Source organism: Bacillus sp. 01N45, from assembly GCF_056399205.1.
Genome location: NZ_JBFTQW010000001.1, coordinates 665,451 through 680,332, shown reverse-complemented (window position 1 = coordinate 680,332; position 14,882 = coordinate 665,451). Strand labels below are relative to the sequence as shown.

General features: G+C 36.8%; 13 protein-coding genes and 1 other annotated feature. Of the genes, 11 read left to right on the top strand and 2 right to left on the bottom strand.

The window, feature by feature from the left end:
• The first annotated feature begins 10 nt into the window (after positions 1 to 10).
• The gene (gene tgt / locus AC1DMU_RS03585) at positions 11 to 1,150 is read left to right on the top strand and encodes a tRNA guanosine(34) transglycosylase Tgt (protein ID WP_000125362.1); all 1,140 of its coding nucleotides are present in this window, start codon (positions 11 to 13) and stop codon (positions 1,148 to 1,150) included.
• A 27-nt stretch (positions 1,151 to 1,177) separates the two neighbouring features.
• Entirely contained in the window at positions 1,178 to 1,438 is a 261-nt protein-coding gene (gene yajC, locus AC1DMU_RS03580; protein ID WP_001068064.1) for a preprotein translocase subunit YajC, read from the top strand.
• A gap of 36 nt (positions 1,439 to 1,474) precedes the next feature.
• Here yajC and AC1DMU_RS03575 read toward each other — a convergent pair whose 3' ends face one another.
• Positions 1,475 to 1,858 (bottom strand): TIGR04086 family membrane protein, encoded by a 384-nt coding sequence (locus tag AC1DMU_RS03575; protein WP_000349129.1) that lies wholly within the window; start codon positions 1,856 to 1,858, stop codon positions 1,475 to 1,477.
• Positions 1,859 to 1,961: 103 nt separating this feature from the next.
• Here AC1DMU_RS03575 and AC1DMU_RS03570 point away from each other — a divergent pair, with 103 nt between their 5' ends.
• Positions 1,962 to 2,609, top strand: coding sequence for a DUF421 domain-containing protein (locus tag AC1DMU_RS03570; protein WP_000455380.1), 648 nt, complete (start codon positions 1,962 to 1,964; stop codon positions 2,607 to 2,609).
• 29 nt (positions 2,610 to 2,638) lie between these two features.
• On the opposite strand, the gene spoVB is transcribed toward AC1DMU_RS03570, so the two are convergent.
• A complete protein-coding gene (gene spoVB / locus AC1DMU_RS03565) occupies positions 2,639 to 4,198 on the bottom strand; it encodes a stage V sporulation protein B (RefSeq protein ID WP_048541409.1) in 1,560 nt (519 codons plus the stop codon).
• A 186-nt stretch (positions 4,199 to 4,384) separates the two neighbouring features.
• Here spoVB and AC1DMU_RS03560 point away from each other — a divergent pair, with 186 nt between their 5' ends.
• The 8 genes from AC1DMU_RS03560 to AC1DMU_RS03525 all read left to right on the top strand — a co-directional run bounded on the left by AC1DMU_RS03560 (position 4,385) and on the right by AC1DMU_RS03525 (position 14,553).
• Entirely contained in the window at positions 4,385 to 4,669 is a 285-nt protein-coding gene (locus AC1DMU_RS03560) for a post-transcriptional regulator (protein ID WP_000890214.1), read from the top strand.
• A 270-nt stretch (positions 4,670 to 4,939) separates the two neighbouring features.
• Positions 4,940 to 7,204 (top strand): protein translocase subunit SecDF, encoded by a 2,265-nt coding sequence (gene secDF, locus AC1DMU_RS03555; RefSeq protein WP_088064462.1) that lies wholly within the window; start codon positions 4,940 to 4,942, stop codon positions 7,202 to 7,204.
• Positions 7,205 to 7,360: 156 nt separating this feature from the next.
• Positions 7,361 to 8,254, top strand: a complete 894-nt coding sequence (locus AC1DMU_RS03550) for a cation diffusion facilitator family transporter (RefSeq protein WP_000409733.1) — start codon at positions 7,361 to 7,363, stop codon at positions 8,252 to 8,254.
• A 101-nt stretch (positions 8,255 to 8,355) separates the two neighbouring features.
• A complete protein-coding gene (recJ, locus tag AC1DMU_RS03545) occupies positions 8,356 to 10,695 on the top strand; it encodes a single-stranded-DNA-specific exonuclease RecJ (RefSeq protein ID WP_088064461.1) in 2,340 nt (779 codons plus the stop codon).
• A gap of 47 nt (positions 10,696 to 10,742) precedes the next feature.
• Positions 10,743 to 11,255 (top strand): adenine phosphoribosyltransferase, encoded by a 513-nt coding sequence (locus AC1DMU_RS03540; RefSeq protein WP_000346221.1) that lies wholly within the window; start codon positions 10,743 to 10,745, stop codon positions 11,253 to 11,255.
• Between the two features lie 210 nt (positions 11,256 to 11,465).
• Positions 11,466 to 13,649, top strand: a complete 2,184-nt coding sequence (gene relA / locus AC1DMU_RS03535) for a GTP diphosphokinase (RefSeq protein WP_001262796.1) — start codon at positions 11,466 to 11,468, stop codon at positions 13,647 to 13,649.
• A 17-nt stretch (positions 13,650 to 13,666) separates the two neighbouring features.
• Positions 13,667 to 14,107 carry a D-tyrosyl-tRNA(Tyr) deacylase gene (locus AC1DMU_RS03530; RefSeq protein ID WP_001266955.1) on the top strand — a complete coding sequence of 147 codons (441 nt, stop codon included), beginning with the start codon at positions 13,667 to 13,669 and terminating at the stop codon, positions 14,105 to 14,107.
• Positions 14,108 to 14,376: 269 nt separating this feature from the next.
• Positions 14,377 to 14,553, top strand: coding sequence for a hypothetical protein (locus AC1DMU_RS03525; RefSeq protein ID WP_001242605.1), 177 nt, complete (start codon positions 14,377 to 14,379; stop codon positions 14,551 to 14,553).
• Between the two features lie 54 nt (positions 14,554 to 14,607).
• Positions 14,608 to 14,838 (top strand) — a binding site (T-box leader).
• The last annotated feature ends 44 nt before the right edge of the window (positions 14,839 to 14,882 follow it).

Here is a 14,882-nt window from a genome sequence, read left to right as displayed (position 1 = left end):
GGAGTAAATTATGACAGCAATTCGTTATGAATTTATTAAAACTTGTAAACAAACAGGTGCCCGTTTAGGACGTGTACATACGCCGCACGGTTCATTTGATACACCAACATTTATGCCAGTTGGTACACTTGCAACAGTTAAGACAATGTCACCAGAAGAATTAAAAGCAATGGATTCTGGCATTATTTTAAGTAATACGTATCATTTATGGCTACGCCCAGGTCACGAAATTATTCGTGAAGCAGGTGGTTTACATAAATTTATGAACTGGGATCGTGCGATCTTAACGGACTCTGGTGGTTTCCAAGTATTCAGTTTAAGTGACTTCCGTCGTATTGAAGAGGAAGGCGTTCACTTCCGTAACCACTTAAATGGAGATAAATTATTCTTATCACCAGAAAAAGCGATGGAAATTCAAAATGCATTAGGATCGGATATTATGATGGCATTTGATGAGTGTCCACCTTTCCCGGCTACTTTTGAATATATGAAGAAATCTGTAGAACGTACAAGCCGCTGGGCAGAACGTTGTTTAAAAGCGCATGAACGTCCACAAGATCAAGGTTTATTCGGTATTGTACAAGGCGGAGAGTTCGAAGAGCTTCGTCGTCAAAGTGCAAAAGACCTTGTTTCAATGGACTTCCCTGGTTACGCTGTAGGTGGTTTATCTGTAGGTGAACCGAAAGATATTATGAACCGTGTACTTGAGTTTACAACACCACTTCTTCCAGATAATAAGCCACGTTACTTAATGGGAGTAGGTTCTCCTGACTCGTTAATCGATGGTGCAATTCGTGGTATTGATATGTTTGACTGCGTACTTCCAACTCGTATCGCTCGAAATGGTACATGTATGACAAGTGAAGGCCGTCTAGTTGTAAAAAATGCGAAATTTGCAAGAGACTTCGGTCCGCTTGATCCAAATTGTGATTGCTATACATGTAAAAATTACTCTCGTGCGTACATTCGTCACTTAATGAAATGTGATGAAACGTTTGGAATTCGTTTAACGTCTTATCACAACCTTCATTTTCTGTTAAACTTAATGGAGCAGGTGAGACAAGCTATTCGTGAAGACCGTCTTGGCGATTTCCGCGAAGAATTCTTTGAACAGTATGGCTTTAATAAACCGAATGCTAAAAACTTCTAATACATAATTTAAAAGGAGGAACAAAAGATGAATCCAGGTATGATGAATATCGTTATGATCGTTGCGATGTTTGCGATTTTCTATTTCTTATTAATTCGCCCGCAACAAAAGCGTCAAAAAGCAGTTGCTCAAATGCAAAATGAGTTAGCAAAAGGTGATGCTATCGTAACAATCGGTGGTTTACACGGTACAATCGAATCAGTAGATGAGACGAAAATCGTTATTAAATCTGGTGGTTCACACTTAACTTTCGATCGTAATGCGATTCGTGAAGTTGTGAAAAACTAATGAGAAAGGCCCTGCATGAAATGTGCAGGGCCTTTTTTAGTTGTTTTGTTTTGACATATTTACCCCGAAAATACCACCGAGTGTACTCGCGCCCATTAATGCTAATTGATAAAGTAACTGGGAGTTCGATAAAGTTTGAGAGAAGCCTAAATAGTTAACTAGAAAAACAAGTATAGCGAATGTAAGACCTGTTGTGAAACCTACTAGCCAACCTTTCCCTTGTGCTTTTTTGCCGGCAGTAAATCCGGATATAAGCATAGATAAAAGAGCTAGTATAAAAATAGTAACGGCTAATGTCTCTTCAGTCATATCTGTAAACTTTAATAAAAGAGCCATAACCATGCTAATAATTGATGCAAAAATTAATAAGGTAATGATACCAAAGCCGATTGCGGTTGATAATTTTTTCGTTCCATCCATTTATACATTCCCCCTTTTTAATACAAGCATATTTTCTTTTTGCCCAAGTTAGACTAGTTTATTTTTTATAGGGGAGTCTATACGTAAAAAAGGAGATGTAGAAATGGAATGGGTATCAATCATTGGCCGGACGATGCTTTTGTATATCATCATATTAATTATTTTTCGTCTTATGGGTAAACGTGAAATTGGAGAGTTAAGTGTATTAGATTTAGTCGTATTCATTATGCTTGGGGAAATGGCTGTAGTCGCAATTGAAAATACCGATAAATCACTTTGGCACCAATTAGTTCCGATGACTTTTCTTATGTGTATACAGATTATTTTGTCAGTCATTTCATTAAAGTTTCAACGATTTCGGCATTTAATAGAAGGTGAGCCGGCTATTCTTGTAAATGCGGGGAAAATTGATGAAAAGAAGATGAGAAAGCAGCGTTATAATATAGATGATTTATTGATGCAATTAAGGGAGCAAGGAGTTGGAGATATCCGAGATGTAGAATACGCTATTTTAGAACCATCTGGGAAGTTATCTGTCTTTCAAAAACAAAAAGGTAAACAGGATACATTGCAGTTTACTCTTCCTCTTATTATTGATGGAGAAATTCAATTGAATCATTTACAAATGATTGAACATACAGACGAATGGCTCATTGGAAAATTAAAAAACTTAGGTTATAACGATATCACACAAATTTTATACTGCAGCTTTCAAAACGGACAATTTTTTGTTGATTTGAAAGAAAACTAGAGGCTTACTATATGAAATAGTAAGCCCGTTTACTTCAAAAATGAAAGTTTTCGAATGATTGGAAGTCGACTTAACTCTTCTTTTCGAATGAGTTTGAAAGTGAAGAGGAGGATAATATAAACGATTGTTGTTAAAGTGATTTCCCATAATGTTTGTACGCCGAGTGAATGAGAGAAAATTATATATTTATGAAGGTAAAAACCGAAAGCGCCTGCAATACCGATAGCAAGTCCGCCGAAAATGTAGTCTTTTGCGTAAATGGTAAATGTAATTTTCTTTAAAACAGTAGCGTAATGAAGGAATGTTACCGTCACTATATTTGCTGCAATTGCAAGGGCAACCCCCATCATTTGAAAATCTGGCCTTGAAGCTAGTACAAAAATAACGATTAATTTCACGATGGCGCCAATAAATGTATTCATCATTGCAGCTCTTGCTAAGTTTAAAGCTTGTAAAACAGAGGTAAGTGGACTTTGAAAGTAATGAAATAAAAAGCAAGGTGCAAGAAGCTGGATAAATGCTGTTGCACTATCCGATCCATACATAAGAGTTAAAATAGGAGAAGCGAATACGTATAATATAACGACTGACCACCCACCAGTAATTAATGAGATCCGAAGAGCTTGTTGGAGGCGGTGTTCCACTAATTTATGCTGTCTTTTAGCCATCGCTTCACTAATAGATGGAACGAGTGCTGTAGAAAGAGCGTATGTAATAAAGGCTGGCAGTGATAGAAGTGGGAATGCATAACCGTTTAATATACCGTATTGCTGGGTTGCGACAGAGGCAGCAACTCCGGCAATCGCTAAGCTTTGCATAACAACGATAGGTTCAAAAAAATATGAAACGGAACCGATTAAACGACTTCCTGTAGTTGGAAGAGCAATATCCATAAGAGAATAAAATGTACCCTTGCTCTCCTTTACAGTAGTGAAAAATCCAGAGCGTATAGATAAATGTTTTTCGCGCTGGAATAAAGTGAGTAAAAATAATAACGATGCAACTTCACCGAGAACGGCTGATAACATAGCGCCAGCTGCAGCATATTCTACACCGTAAGGTAAAAATAACTGAATGCATATAGCGATAATTGTAATGCGGACAACTTGTTCTATAACTTGAGCATAAGCGCTAGGTTTCATATTTTGTTTCCCTTGGAAATAACCGCGTAAAACAGAAGAAACAGCAATAACAGGAACGACAGGTAAAATGGCCATTAATGGATAGTACGTTCGTTCATCAGTTAATAATGTTTTTGCTAAAATAGGTGTGAGGAGCATAATTCCAATTGTTAAAATGATACTAATAACGGATGTAACAGCTAATGATACTGTTAATATTTTTTTAACTCTTTGTTTATCGTTCACAGCTTCCGCTTCTGCTACAAATTTTGCGATTGCGACAGGAAGGCCGATTTGTGTTAATGTAATTGCTAGAATGAATGTAGGAACGGCCATCATATAAAGGCCAACACCTTCTTCCCCTAAAATACGTGCCATTACAATCCGGTTAATAAATCCAAGGATTTTGGTAATAAATCCGGCTATCATTAAAATAAATGCGCCTTTTAAAAAGCTTTGTCTCGTCATGGTCTTCTCCTACCTTCTCAAAATCAGTGGAATGATTTACAATAATTTATATGCACGTATGAGACAAGAATGACAAGCATTTAAGAGAGTGAAGTATGAGAGTGCTCTTGAAAGTAGTTATTGCTGTCCATTAGAGCGGGATTAAAAGCGACTTTTCGTGCTGAAATAAGAAGGAGATGTTTATGTATGTTAGAAAAAGAGGCTTTGGTAGAATCATACCGCGGACAGTTACAAGTCGTTTTAGAAAGCAAAGTAGAAGAGTTTCACATGTTCGGTTATGACCGAGTAACAGATGATGATATTTGGAAGTTTCTTAAAGTGAAGAAGTGGAAAAAAATAAACGGTGATGTTAGATTATATGAATTAGTAAATGATGTATTAAGAGTAAGTACTAATGAATATATGAATTATTTAACTGTTGAAGCATATCAAGCGCCACTTTGGTCATTTGATGAATATGAAAATAAATAACCGACTGCAATTGGTTTGTTCTTCCTTTTGCAGTATAATGATAGGTATTGATAATGAGGAAATAATTATGTCTAAGATTATATATAAAGGGGGTAGTGAAGAGAAAAAATAAATAATGAAAGTGTAGGTATTGTGAAAAACTTACCGACACAGCTAGTGATGAACTAGCAAAATTATAGAAAGGAAGTCTACTAACTAGGCGTATGCACACGTGTAAAAGTAAATCGTAAGAGATTTATTTAAAGTGTTAGTAGCAGAAAGAGGGTACATATGGCAAAGCGTGGTACGAGAATTGCCGCCTTTTTCCTCATCGTTTTATTAATCGGTGGAGTAATTGGTGCGGCAGGAAAAGACATAGCAAAAGGAATTAGTCTAGGACTAGACCTTCGCGGTGGTTTTGAAATTCTATATGAAGTAAAACCAGCCAAAAAAGGTGATAAAATCGATCGAGACGTACTTGTAAGTACAGTAGGCGCTCTTGAAAATCGTGTCAATGTTCTCGGTGTAAGTGAGCCGAACATTCAAATCGAAGGGCAAGATCGAATTCGCGTACAACTTGCTGGTGTACAAGATCAGCAAAAAGCACGTGAAATGTTATCAACACAAGCGAAATTAACATTCCGTGATGTAGATGACAACCTTCTTATGGACGGAACGGATTTAAAAGGCGGCGGAGCGAAGCAAACATTTGATGACCAAGGCCGTGCGAGCGTAGGTCTTACACTAAAGAGCGCTGAAAAATTCCGTGAAGTAACTGAAAAAATTTCAAAAATGCCACCACCAACGAATTTAATGGTAATTTGGCTTGATTTTGAAGAAGGAAAAGATTCGTACAAAGCAGAATCTGCAAAACCGAATCCAAAGTTCTTATCAGCAGCAACAGTAGACCAAGTATTTAACCAAGCTGAAGTATCTATCGTAGGTGGAAACTTCACAGTTGAAAGTGCGAAACAACTTTCATCTTTATTAAATGCAGGTGCACTTCCTGTTGATTTAAAAGAAATGTATTCAACATCTGTTGGAGCGAAGTTTGGTCAACAAGCGTTAGAGCAAACAATTTTCGCTAGTGCGATTGGTATCGCTCTTATTTTCTTATTTATGCTTGTATTCTACCGTTTACCAGGAATTGTAGCGGTTATTATGTTAGGTTTATACATTTTCGTTACATTACTTGTCTTTAACTGGATGCATGCAGTTCTTACGTTGCCAGGTATTGCGGCGTTAGTGCTCGGGGTAGGTATCGCAGTTGATGCGAATATTATTACGTACGAGAGACTGAAAGAAGAGCTGAAAATTGGTAAGTCAATGATGTCAGCATTTCGTGCGGGTAACCATCGTTCATTAGCAACAATTCTAGATGCGAACATTACGACACTTGCAGCAGCTGGTGTGTTATTTGTTTATGGTAATAGCTCTGTAAAAGGATTCGCAACAAGTTTAATCGTAAGTATTTTAGTTGGTTTCGTTACGAACGTATTCGGTACTCGTTTCTTACTAGGATTACTTGTAAAGAGCCGTTACTTCGATAAAAAACCAGCATACTTTGGTGTGAAACAAAAGGATATTATTCCATTAACAAAAGGTGTAGTACATCCACCGACAAGATTTGATCGTATTAACTTCGTAAATATCGGTCATAAATTCCTTGTTTTCTCGATTGTAGTTGTAATTGCAGGTGCAATTATTTTACCAATTTTCAAATTGAATCTTGGTATTGATTTTGCGAGTGGTACACGTATCGACTTGCAATCAAAACAATCAGTTACTGTATCAGATGTTCATAAAGATTTTAAAGAATTGAACATTGATGTGAAGGAAGAAAATATTGTACCTACTGGAGATGACAATAAAGGTTTCGCCGTTCGTACTTTAGGTGTTCTATCAAAAGATGAAATTGCGAAAACAAAAACATTCTTCCATGATAAATACGGTACAGATCCAAACGTAAGTACAGTTTCACCGACAATCGGTAAAGAGATTGCACGAAATGCATTTATCGCAGTATTAATTGCTTCTGCGGTTATCATTTTATACGTAAGTATTCGATTCCGATTTACGTACGCATTATCTGCAGTGCTTGCATTATTACATGATGCGTTCGTTATGATTGTTATATTTAGTATTTTCCAATTAGAGGTAGACTTAACGTTTATCGCTGCGGTATTAACAATCATCGGTTATTCTATTAATGACTCGATTGTTACATTTGATAGAAACCGTGAATTATACAAACAGAAAAAACGAGTTCGCGATATAAAAGACTTAGAAGAAATCGTAAATGCAAGTATTCGCCAAACGCTTGGTCGTTCAATTAACACCGTATTAACAGTGTTATTCCCAGTAATTGCGTTACTTATCTTCGGTAGTGAGTCACTACGTAACTTCTCGTTTGCGTTACTTGTTGGATTAGTTGTAGGTACGTACTCTTCTGTTTTCGTTGCTTCTCAAATTTGGTTAATGCTTGAAAACCGTCGTTTGAAAAAGGGTAAAAACAAGAAAAAGGTTGAGAAAGTAGAATCTGAACCGCAAGTATAAAAAAGATGATGTCTCTTTATGAGGCATCTCTTTTTTCGTTTGTGGATACAATAAGATAGCAACTTTTTAATAGAAGGGATATGGAAAAAATTGGTGTTGTTATCACTGTTTTTGTTACAATAAAAAGATAGGTTAAGAAAAGAAGGGATTTTAATTATGGAAAAAGATGAACGTTTTAAACAGGCCGAGTTTGGTGCTATTGTCGGGATCGTTGGTAATATTATATTAGCGATTGTAAAGGCGGTAATTGGTTATATTGGGAACAGTAAAGCGCTATTAGCGGATGCCGTGCATTCTGCATCAGATGTAATTGGTTCGCTAGCTGTATTGTTTGGATTGCGAGCAGCGAAGCAACCGCCCGATGAAGATCATCCGTACGGTCATGGTAAAGCGGAATCGATTTCAGCAATTATTGTTGCAGTATTATTATTTATTGTGGGAATCGAGATAGCGATTTCGTCTATAAAAGCTTTTTCGCAGGAACTAGAACCACCGAAGGGAATTACGATTTTTGCTGTTGTTCTTTCAATTATCGTGAAAGAAGGAATGTTTCAATATAAATTCCGATTAGGGAAGAGGGTAAACAGTGATGCAATTATTGCAAATGCATATGAACATCGTTCGGATGTATTTTCTTCAATTGCAGCTTTAATCGGTATTTGTGCAGCGATTATTGGTGGTAAGTTCGGGTTAGATTGGCTTGTATATGCCGATCCAATTGCAGGATTATTTGTTTCACTTCTTGTTGCAAAAATGGCATGGAGTATTGGGGCAGAAGCAATTCATGCAACGCTTGATCATGTTCTTCATGAGGAAGATGTTGTTCCGCTTAGAGAAGCAGTACTTCAAATAGACGGTGTGAAAAAAATCGGTTCTTTATATGCAAGGGAGCACGGTCATTACGTTATTGTCGATATTAAAGTTTCTGTAGATCCATACATTACTGTAGAAGAAGGGCACCGCATTGGAAAGCATGTGAAAGAAACGCTTATGGAACAAGATAACGTACAAAATGTGTTTGTACATATAAATCCGTATTCTCCAAATTAAACATTATTAACATTTTAGTATATAGATATTGCAGCGTAGTTTGCATTATATTGTCACCCCTTAATCTGTCTTGTATAATGAACAGGTTAAGGGGTGATTTCGTGTTACAACCGAAGACGCGTTGGAAAGAAAAAGAATATAATGACGAGCGAGTGAGTGAATTAGCAAGTAAATTAAAATTATCACCACTTGTCGTTTCGTTATTCCTCGGTAGAGGACTAGATACAGAAGATAAGATTTTAGATTTTTTAAATACAGAAAATCAAGAATTTCATGATCCATTTTTATTAGAAGGAATGGATAGAACGGTAGAACGTGTCAATAAGGCGATTCAAAATGGAGAGCAAATATTAATATTTGGTGACTACGATGCGGACGGAGTAAGTAGTACGACTGTGTTATATCTTGCTTTGCAAGAATTAGGTGCAAATGTAGAATTTTATATCCCAAACCGTTTCACAGAAGGTTATGGACCAAACGAAGAAGCATTTCGTTGGGCGCATAGCGCAGGATTCTCACTAATTATTACTGTCGATACTGGTATCGCAGCAGTACATGAAGCGAAGGTAGCGAAGGAGCTTGGAATAGATCTTATTATTACAGATCACCATGAGCCACCACCAGAATTGCCAGAAGCACTTGCGATTATTCATCCGAAATTAGATGGCGGTGTATATCCGTTTCACTATTTAGCTGGTGTAGGTGTTGCATTTAAAGTTGCACATGCACTACTAGGTCGTGTACCAGAACATTTATTAGAAATTGCAGTAATTGGTACAGTAGCCGATTTAGTGTCACTTCATGGTGAGAATAGATTGCTAGTGAAGCGCGGTTTAAAACATATGCGCATGACGAAAAATATCGGACTAAAGGCGCTATTTAAAGTTGCTAACGTTTCGCAAAGTGAAATTACAGAAGAGAGCATTGGATTCTCACTCGCACCGCGTATTAATGCAGTTGGCCGTTTAGAAGATGCTACGCCGGCTGTACATCTTTTATTATCAGATGATCCAGAAGAAGCGAAAGAGCTAGCTGAAGAAATTGATGAGCTGAATAAACTGCGAAAAGATATTGTAAAGCAAATTACAGAAGAAGCTATCGCTGAAGTGGAAAATAATTTCCCCCCAGAAGACAATAAAGTACTAGTACTGGCAAAAGAAGGCTGGAATCCAGGTGTAATTGGAATTGTCGCATCTAAATTAGTGGAACGTTTTTATCGTCCAACGATTGTATTATGCATTGATCCTGTAAAAGAAACAGCAAAAGGTTCAGCACGTAGTATTGCAGGATTTGATTTGTTTGCAAACTTGTCAGATTGTAGAGAGTTATTGCCACACTTCGGAGGGCATCCGATGGCAGCGGGAATGACGCTACATATGAATGATGTAGATGAATTGCGCCGCCGCTTAAATGAACAAGCAGAGGTAATTTTAACAGAAGAAGATTTTATTCCAATTACAGCTGTTGATGTCTTTTGTAAAGTGGAGGATGTAACACTGGCAGCAATTGAAGACATGCAAAAGTTAGCGCCATTTGGTGTTGGAAATCCAAAACCGCGTATTGCAGTGAAGGATGCAGAGTTAGAAAGTATTCGTGCAATCGGATCAGATGGCTCTCATTTGAAAATGGCTCTTCGCGATGGACAAGCGACACTGGATACAATCGGATTTGGATTTGGTGCGTATGCGAAAGAAATTTCTCCAGTTGCAAAGGTATCTGTAATAGGAGAAGCATCTATCAATGAATGGAATAATTTTAAGAAGCCGCAATTAATGGTACAAGATATTGCTGTAGAGGCGTGGCAATTATTTGATTGGCGTAGTATGCGTAACGTAGAAGCGAATGTATCAGAACTTCCGAAAGAAAAAATAACGATGGTGTATTTTTCTGAAGAGGTATTGAATAAATTTTCTTTAGAAGACTTTAAAGAGCATATGATGCATGCATCAGAAGTAACTCATTTAGACGATCAATACATCGTGTTACTTGATTTGCCAAAAGGAACAGATGAATTACGAGATTTATTTAAAGTGGGGTTCCCGTCGCGAATTTATACGCTATTTTATCAAGAGAATAATCATTTATTTAGTACTGTTCCAACGAGGGAACATTTTAAATGGTACTATTCTTTCTTGAGCCAAAAAGCACCATTTTCTTTAAGACAATATGGAGAACAACTATGTCGACATAAAGGTTGGTCAAAAGATACAGTAAATTTCATGACACAGGTGTTTTTTGAGTTAGAATTTGTTACAATAAAAGATGGCGTCATTTTTATGGCAGACAAAAAACAAAAGCGTGATTTAATTGAATCGAACACATATCGTGAGAAAATGAACCACTTACAATTAGAAAAAGAATTGGTTTATAGCACATATCAGCAACTATATACATGGTTTGAAACGATTCGTAATCATAAAGAAGTAGAACAGTTAGGGTAAAGGATTTGTATTTACAAACCTTTTAGATCTGAGGAGGATTCAGAAATATGGATTTCAAGCAACATATCGCAATTGTACCGGATTATCCAAAAGAAGGTATTGTATTTAAAGACATTACACCGTTAATGAACGATGGTAAAGCATACAAAGCAGCAACAGATGCAATCGTTGAGTATGCAAAGAAAAGAGACATTGACGTTGTAGTAGGGCCAGAAGCACGTGGCTTTATTATCGGTTGCCCAGTTTCTTATGCGTTAGAAGTAGGTTTTGCACCAGTTCGTAAATTAGGGAAATTACCACGTGAAGTAATTACAGTTGATTACGGTAAAGAATATGGTAAAGATGTTTTAACAATCCATAAAGATGCAATTAAGCCAGGTCAACGCGTATTAATTACAGATGATCTATTAGCTACAGGTGGAACAATTGAAGCGACAATTAAGCTAGTTGAAGAACTTGGCGGAGTTGTAGCAGGAATTGCATTCTTAGTAGAGCTTACTTACTTAGATGGTCGTAAAATGTTAGATGGTTACGATGTATTAGTATTAGAAAAATACTAATCACTATATAGGTAAAACTACGGTGATAAAAAGTACCCGTGAATCTCTTGGAGAGGAGCGGGTACTTTTGTATAATTGCACAAAAAAATAAGGTAAAATGTCAGTAAAATCTTTTCCTTTTCACAATTCACAATCATTAGGTTATAATGATAGAATATAATTTATTCTACTTAATTAAGATAAAGTCAATTTTCAATAAAAGGTGATTCGATGGCAAATGAGCAGGTACTAACAGCTGAACAGGTACTCGAGAAAGCAAGTCAATATTTAGCAGATGAAGATATTGAGCTAGTGGCACGTGCCTATGAATATGCACGTGATGCGCATAGCGAACAATACAGAAAATCGGGTGAACCGTACATTATTCATCCAATTCAAGTTGCAGGTATTTTAGTTGATTTACACATGGATCCAGCTACAGTATCAGCAGGTTTCTTACATGATGTAGTGGAAGATACAGAAATTACATTAGAAGATATTGAACGGGAATTTAATAAAGAAATTGCTATGCTTGTCGATGGTGTAACAAAGCTCGGAAAGATTAAATATAAATCTCATGAGCAACAACAAGCAGAAAACCATCGCAAAATGTTTATTGCAATGGCTCAAGATATTCGAGTTATTTTAATTAAACTAGCTGATCGTCTTCATAACATGCGTACATTGAAACATTTGCCTCAAGAGAAGCAGCGTCGCATTGCAAATGAAACGTTAGAAATCTTTGCACCTTTAGCACATAGACTCGGAATTAGTACTATTAAATGGGAGCTAGAGGATACGTCACTTCGCTATTTAAATCCACAGCAATACTATCGTATTGTAAATTTAATGAAGCGTAAACGTGCAGAGCGTGAAGAATATTTAGACGAAGTAATGACTGGTATTCGTGAGAAATTAAAAGAAGTTGCAATTCAACCTGAGATTTCTGGAAGACCAAAGCATATTTACAGTATTTATCGTAAAATGGCACTGCAAAATAAACAGTTCAATGAAATTTACGATTTATTAGCTGTACGTGTCGTTGTAAATAGTATTAAAGATTGTTATGCGGTACTTGGAATTATTCATACGTGCTGGAAACCGATGCCAGGTCGTTTTAAAGATTATATTGCGATGCCGAAAGCAAATCTATATCAATCTCTTCATACGACTGTAATTGGGCCGAAAGGTGATCCGCTTGAAGTGCAAATTCGTACGAAAGAAATGCATGAGATTGCAGAATTCGGGATCGCGGCGCACTGGGCGTATAAAGAAGGAAAAACAGCAGAAACAACAGGTACATTAGAGAAGAAACTTACATGGTTCCGTCAAATATTAGAATGGCAAAATGAAGCTTCTAATGCAGAAGAGTTTATGGAGTCATTAAAAATTGATTTATTCTCTGACATGGTATTCGTCTTTACACCGAAAGGCGACGTAATGGAATTGCCACTTGGATCTGTTCCGATTGACTTTTCGTATCGTGTCCATTCGGAGATTGGAAATAAAACAATTGGTGCAAAAGTAAACGGCAAAATGGTGACGCTTGATTATAAATTAAAAACTGGTGACATCATTGAAATTTTAACATCGAAACATTCGTATGGGCCAAGTCAAGACTGGGTGAAACTTGCTCAAACATCTCATGCGAAAAACAAAATACGTCAATTCTTTAAGAAGCAACGTAGAGATGAAAATATTGAAAAAGGCCGTGAACTTGTTGAAAAAGAAGTGCGTAGCCTAGAGTATGAGATGAAAGAAGTGTTAGCTCCTGACAATTTAAAACGTGTTGCCGAGAAGTTCAATTTTGCAAATGAAGAAGATATGTTTGCAGCAGTTGGATATAGCGGGATTACAGCGTCGCAAATTGTTACGCGACTAACGGACAAATTCCGTAAGCAACGTGAAGAAGAAGAAATCGTTGAAGTTAAAGAAGTTCGTAAACCGATGAAAATTCGAAAATGGGATTCTGGCGTTAAAGTAAGTGGTGCGGATAATTTATTAATTCGTTTATCAAAATGCTGTAACCCAGTACCAGGTGATGATATCGTTGGGTATATTACGAAAGGCCGAGGTGTATCGATTCACCGCCGTGATTGTGTAAATGTTCATACAGAAGAAGCTATAGAACGTTTATTGGAAGTAGAGTGGGAAGGTAGTCCTGAAAAAGAAATTGAGTATAACGTTGATATTGAAATTTCAGGTTACGATCGCCGTGGCTTATTAAATGAAGTATTACAAGCTGTTACAGAGACGAAAACGTATATTTCGGCAGTTTCTGGTAGAAGTGACCGTAATAAGATGGCGACAATTAATATGTCAATCTCTATTCGTAACTTACAGCACTTGAAAAAAGTAGTAGAACGCATTAAACGTGTTCCAGAAATTTATGCAGTACGACGCATGATGCATTAATAGGGAGTGTAGAAAAGATGAGAGTTGTTTTACAACGATCAAAAGAAGCGTCTGTCACAGTAGACGGTGAGATCGTAGGACAAATTCCGTTCGGTTTAACATTACTAGTTGGCATTACGCATGAAGATACAGAAAAAGATGCAACTTACATTGCAGAAAAAATTGCGAACTTACGTATTTTTGAAGATGAGAGTGGAAAGATGAACCATTCTGTACTTGATGTAGAAGGACAAGTTCTATCAATTTCGCAATTCACATTATACGGAGATTGTCGCAAGGGAAGACGTCCCAACTTTATGGATGCTGCCAAACCTGATTATGCAGAGCGTTTATATGATTTCTTTAATGAGGAAGTTCGTAAGCAAGGATTGCATGTAGAAACAGGGAAGTTCGGAGCAATGATGGATGTTTCTTTAATCAATGATGGTCCGGTGACCTTAATTGTGGATAGTAAATAGTGTTGCTTAAAAAAGAGGGGATTATATAATCCCTTCTTTTTTATACATTGTTGTATGTTTTGTTCATTTATCTCGCTATTTGTGGGAGATCCACTGCCCGTCGAAGCCTGATTAGTGAGGGCTAATAATGAGTGGCGATGGACAAAACCCTTATTCATTAAAGTTTTACTTTATTTGGAATTAATAGCTGTTTCAGTTATGTATAACTCTTTCATCAATATGGAACAATAAAAAGTAAAACATCTATATTGAATGTGAGGGATATACGTATGCGTATGAACGAAAAAGGGCATTCTGTTACAAATGGTGCAAATCAACTGTTTAACGTAAATTTTCATGATTTTATTTCAAAAGAGCAAAACAATACTTCAATGGAACTTGCTTCTGAGTTTGGGATTTCTCTTCAAGATGTAAAGCGTCTAAAGAAGCAGATTGAACGCTCTTAGAGTACTTGACAATCCTACTCAACAAACGTATAGTAATTTTATATTTACATATGAATATAACCGTTGATAGAGAAGAGTAAATGAGACACACATGGAAAGAGAAGAAATGTCTTAGGCTGAAAACATTTCTGCATGATGACTGATTGAATGACACTCTAGAGGTTTCAACTTGAACGGCATATATGCTTAGTAGGGATGAACGCACATTTAAGCGTTATTAAAAAAGTGGAAGCATACGTGCTTCAATTAGGGTGGCACCACGGGTATAATACTCTCGTCCCTACTGTTCAAACAGTAGAGGCGGGAGTTTTTTTATTTTTATTAAGATT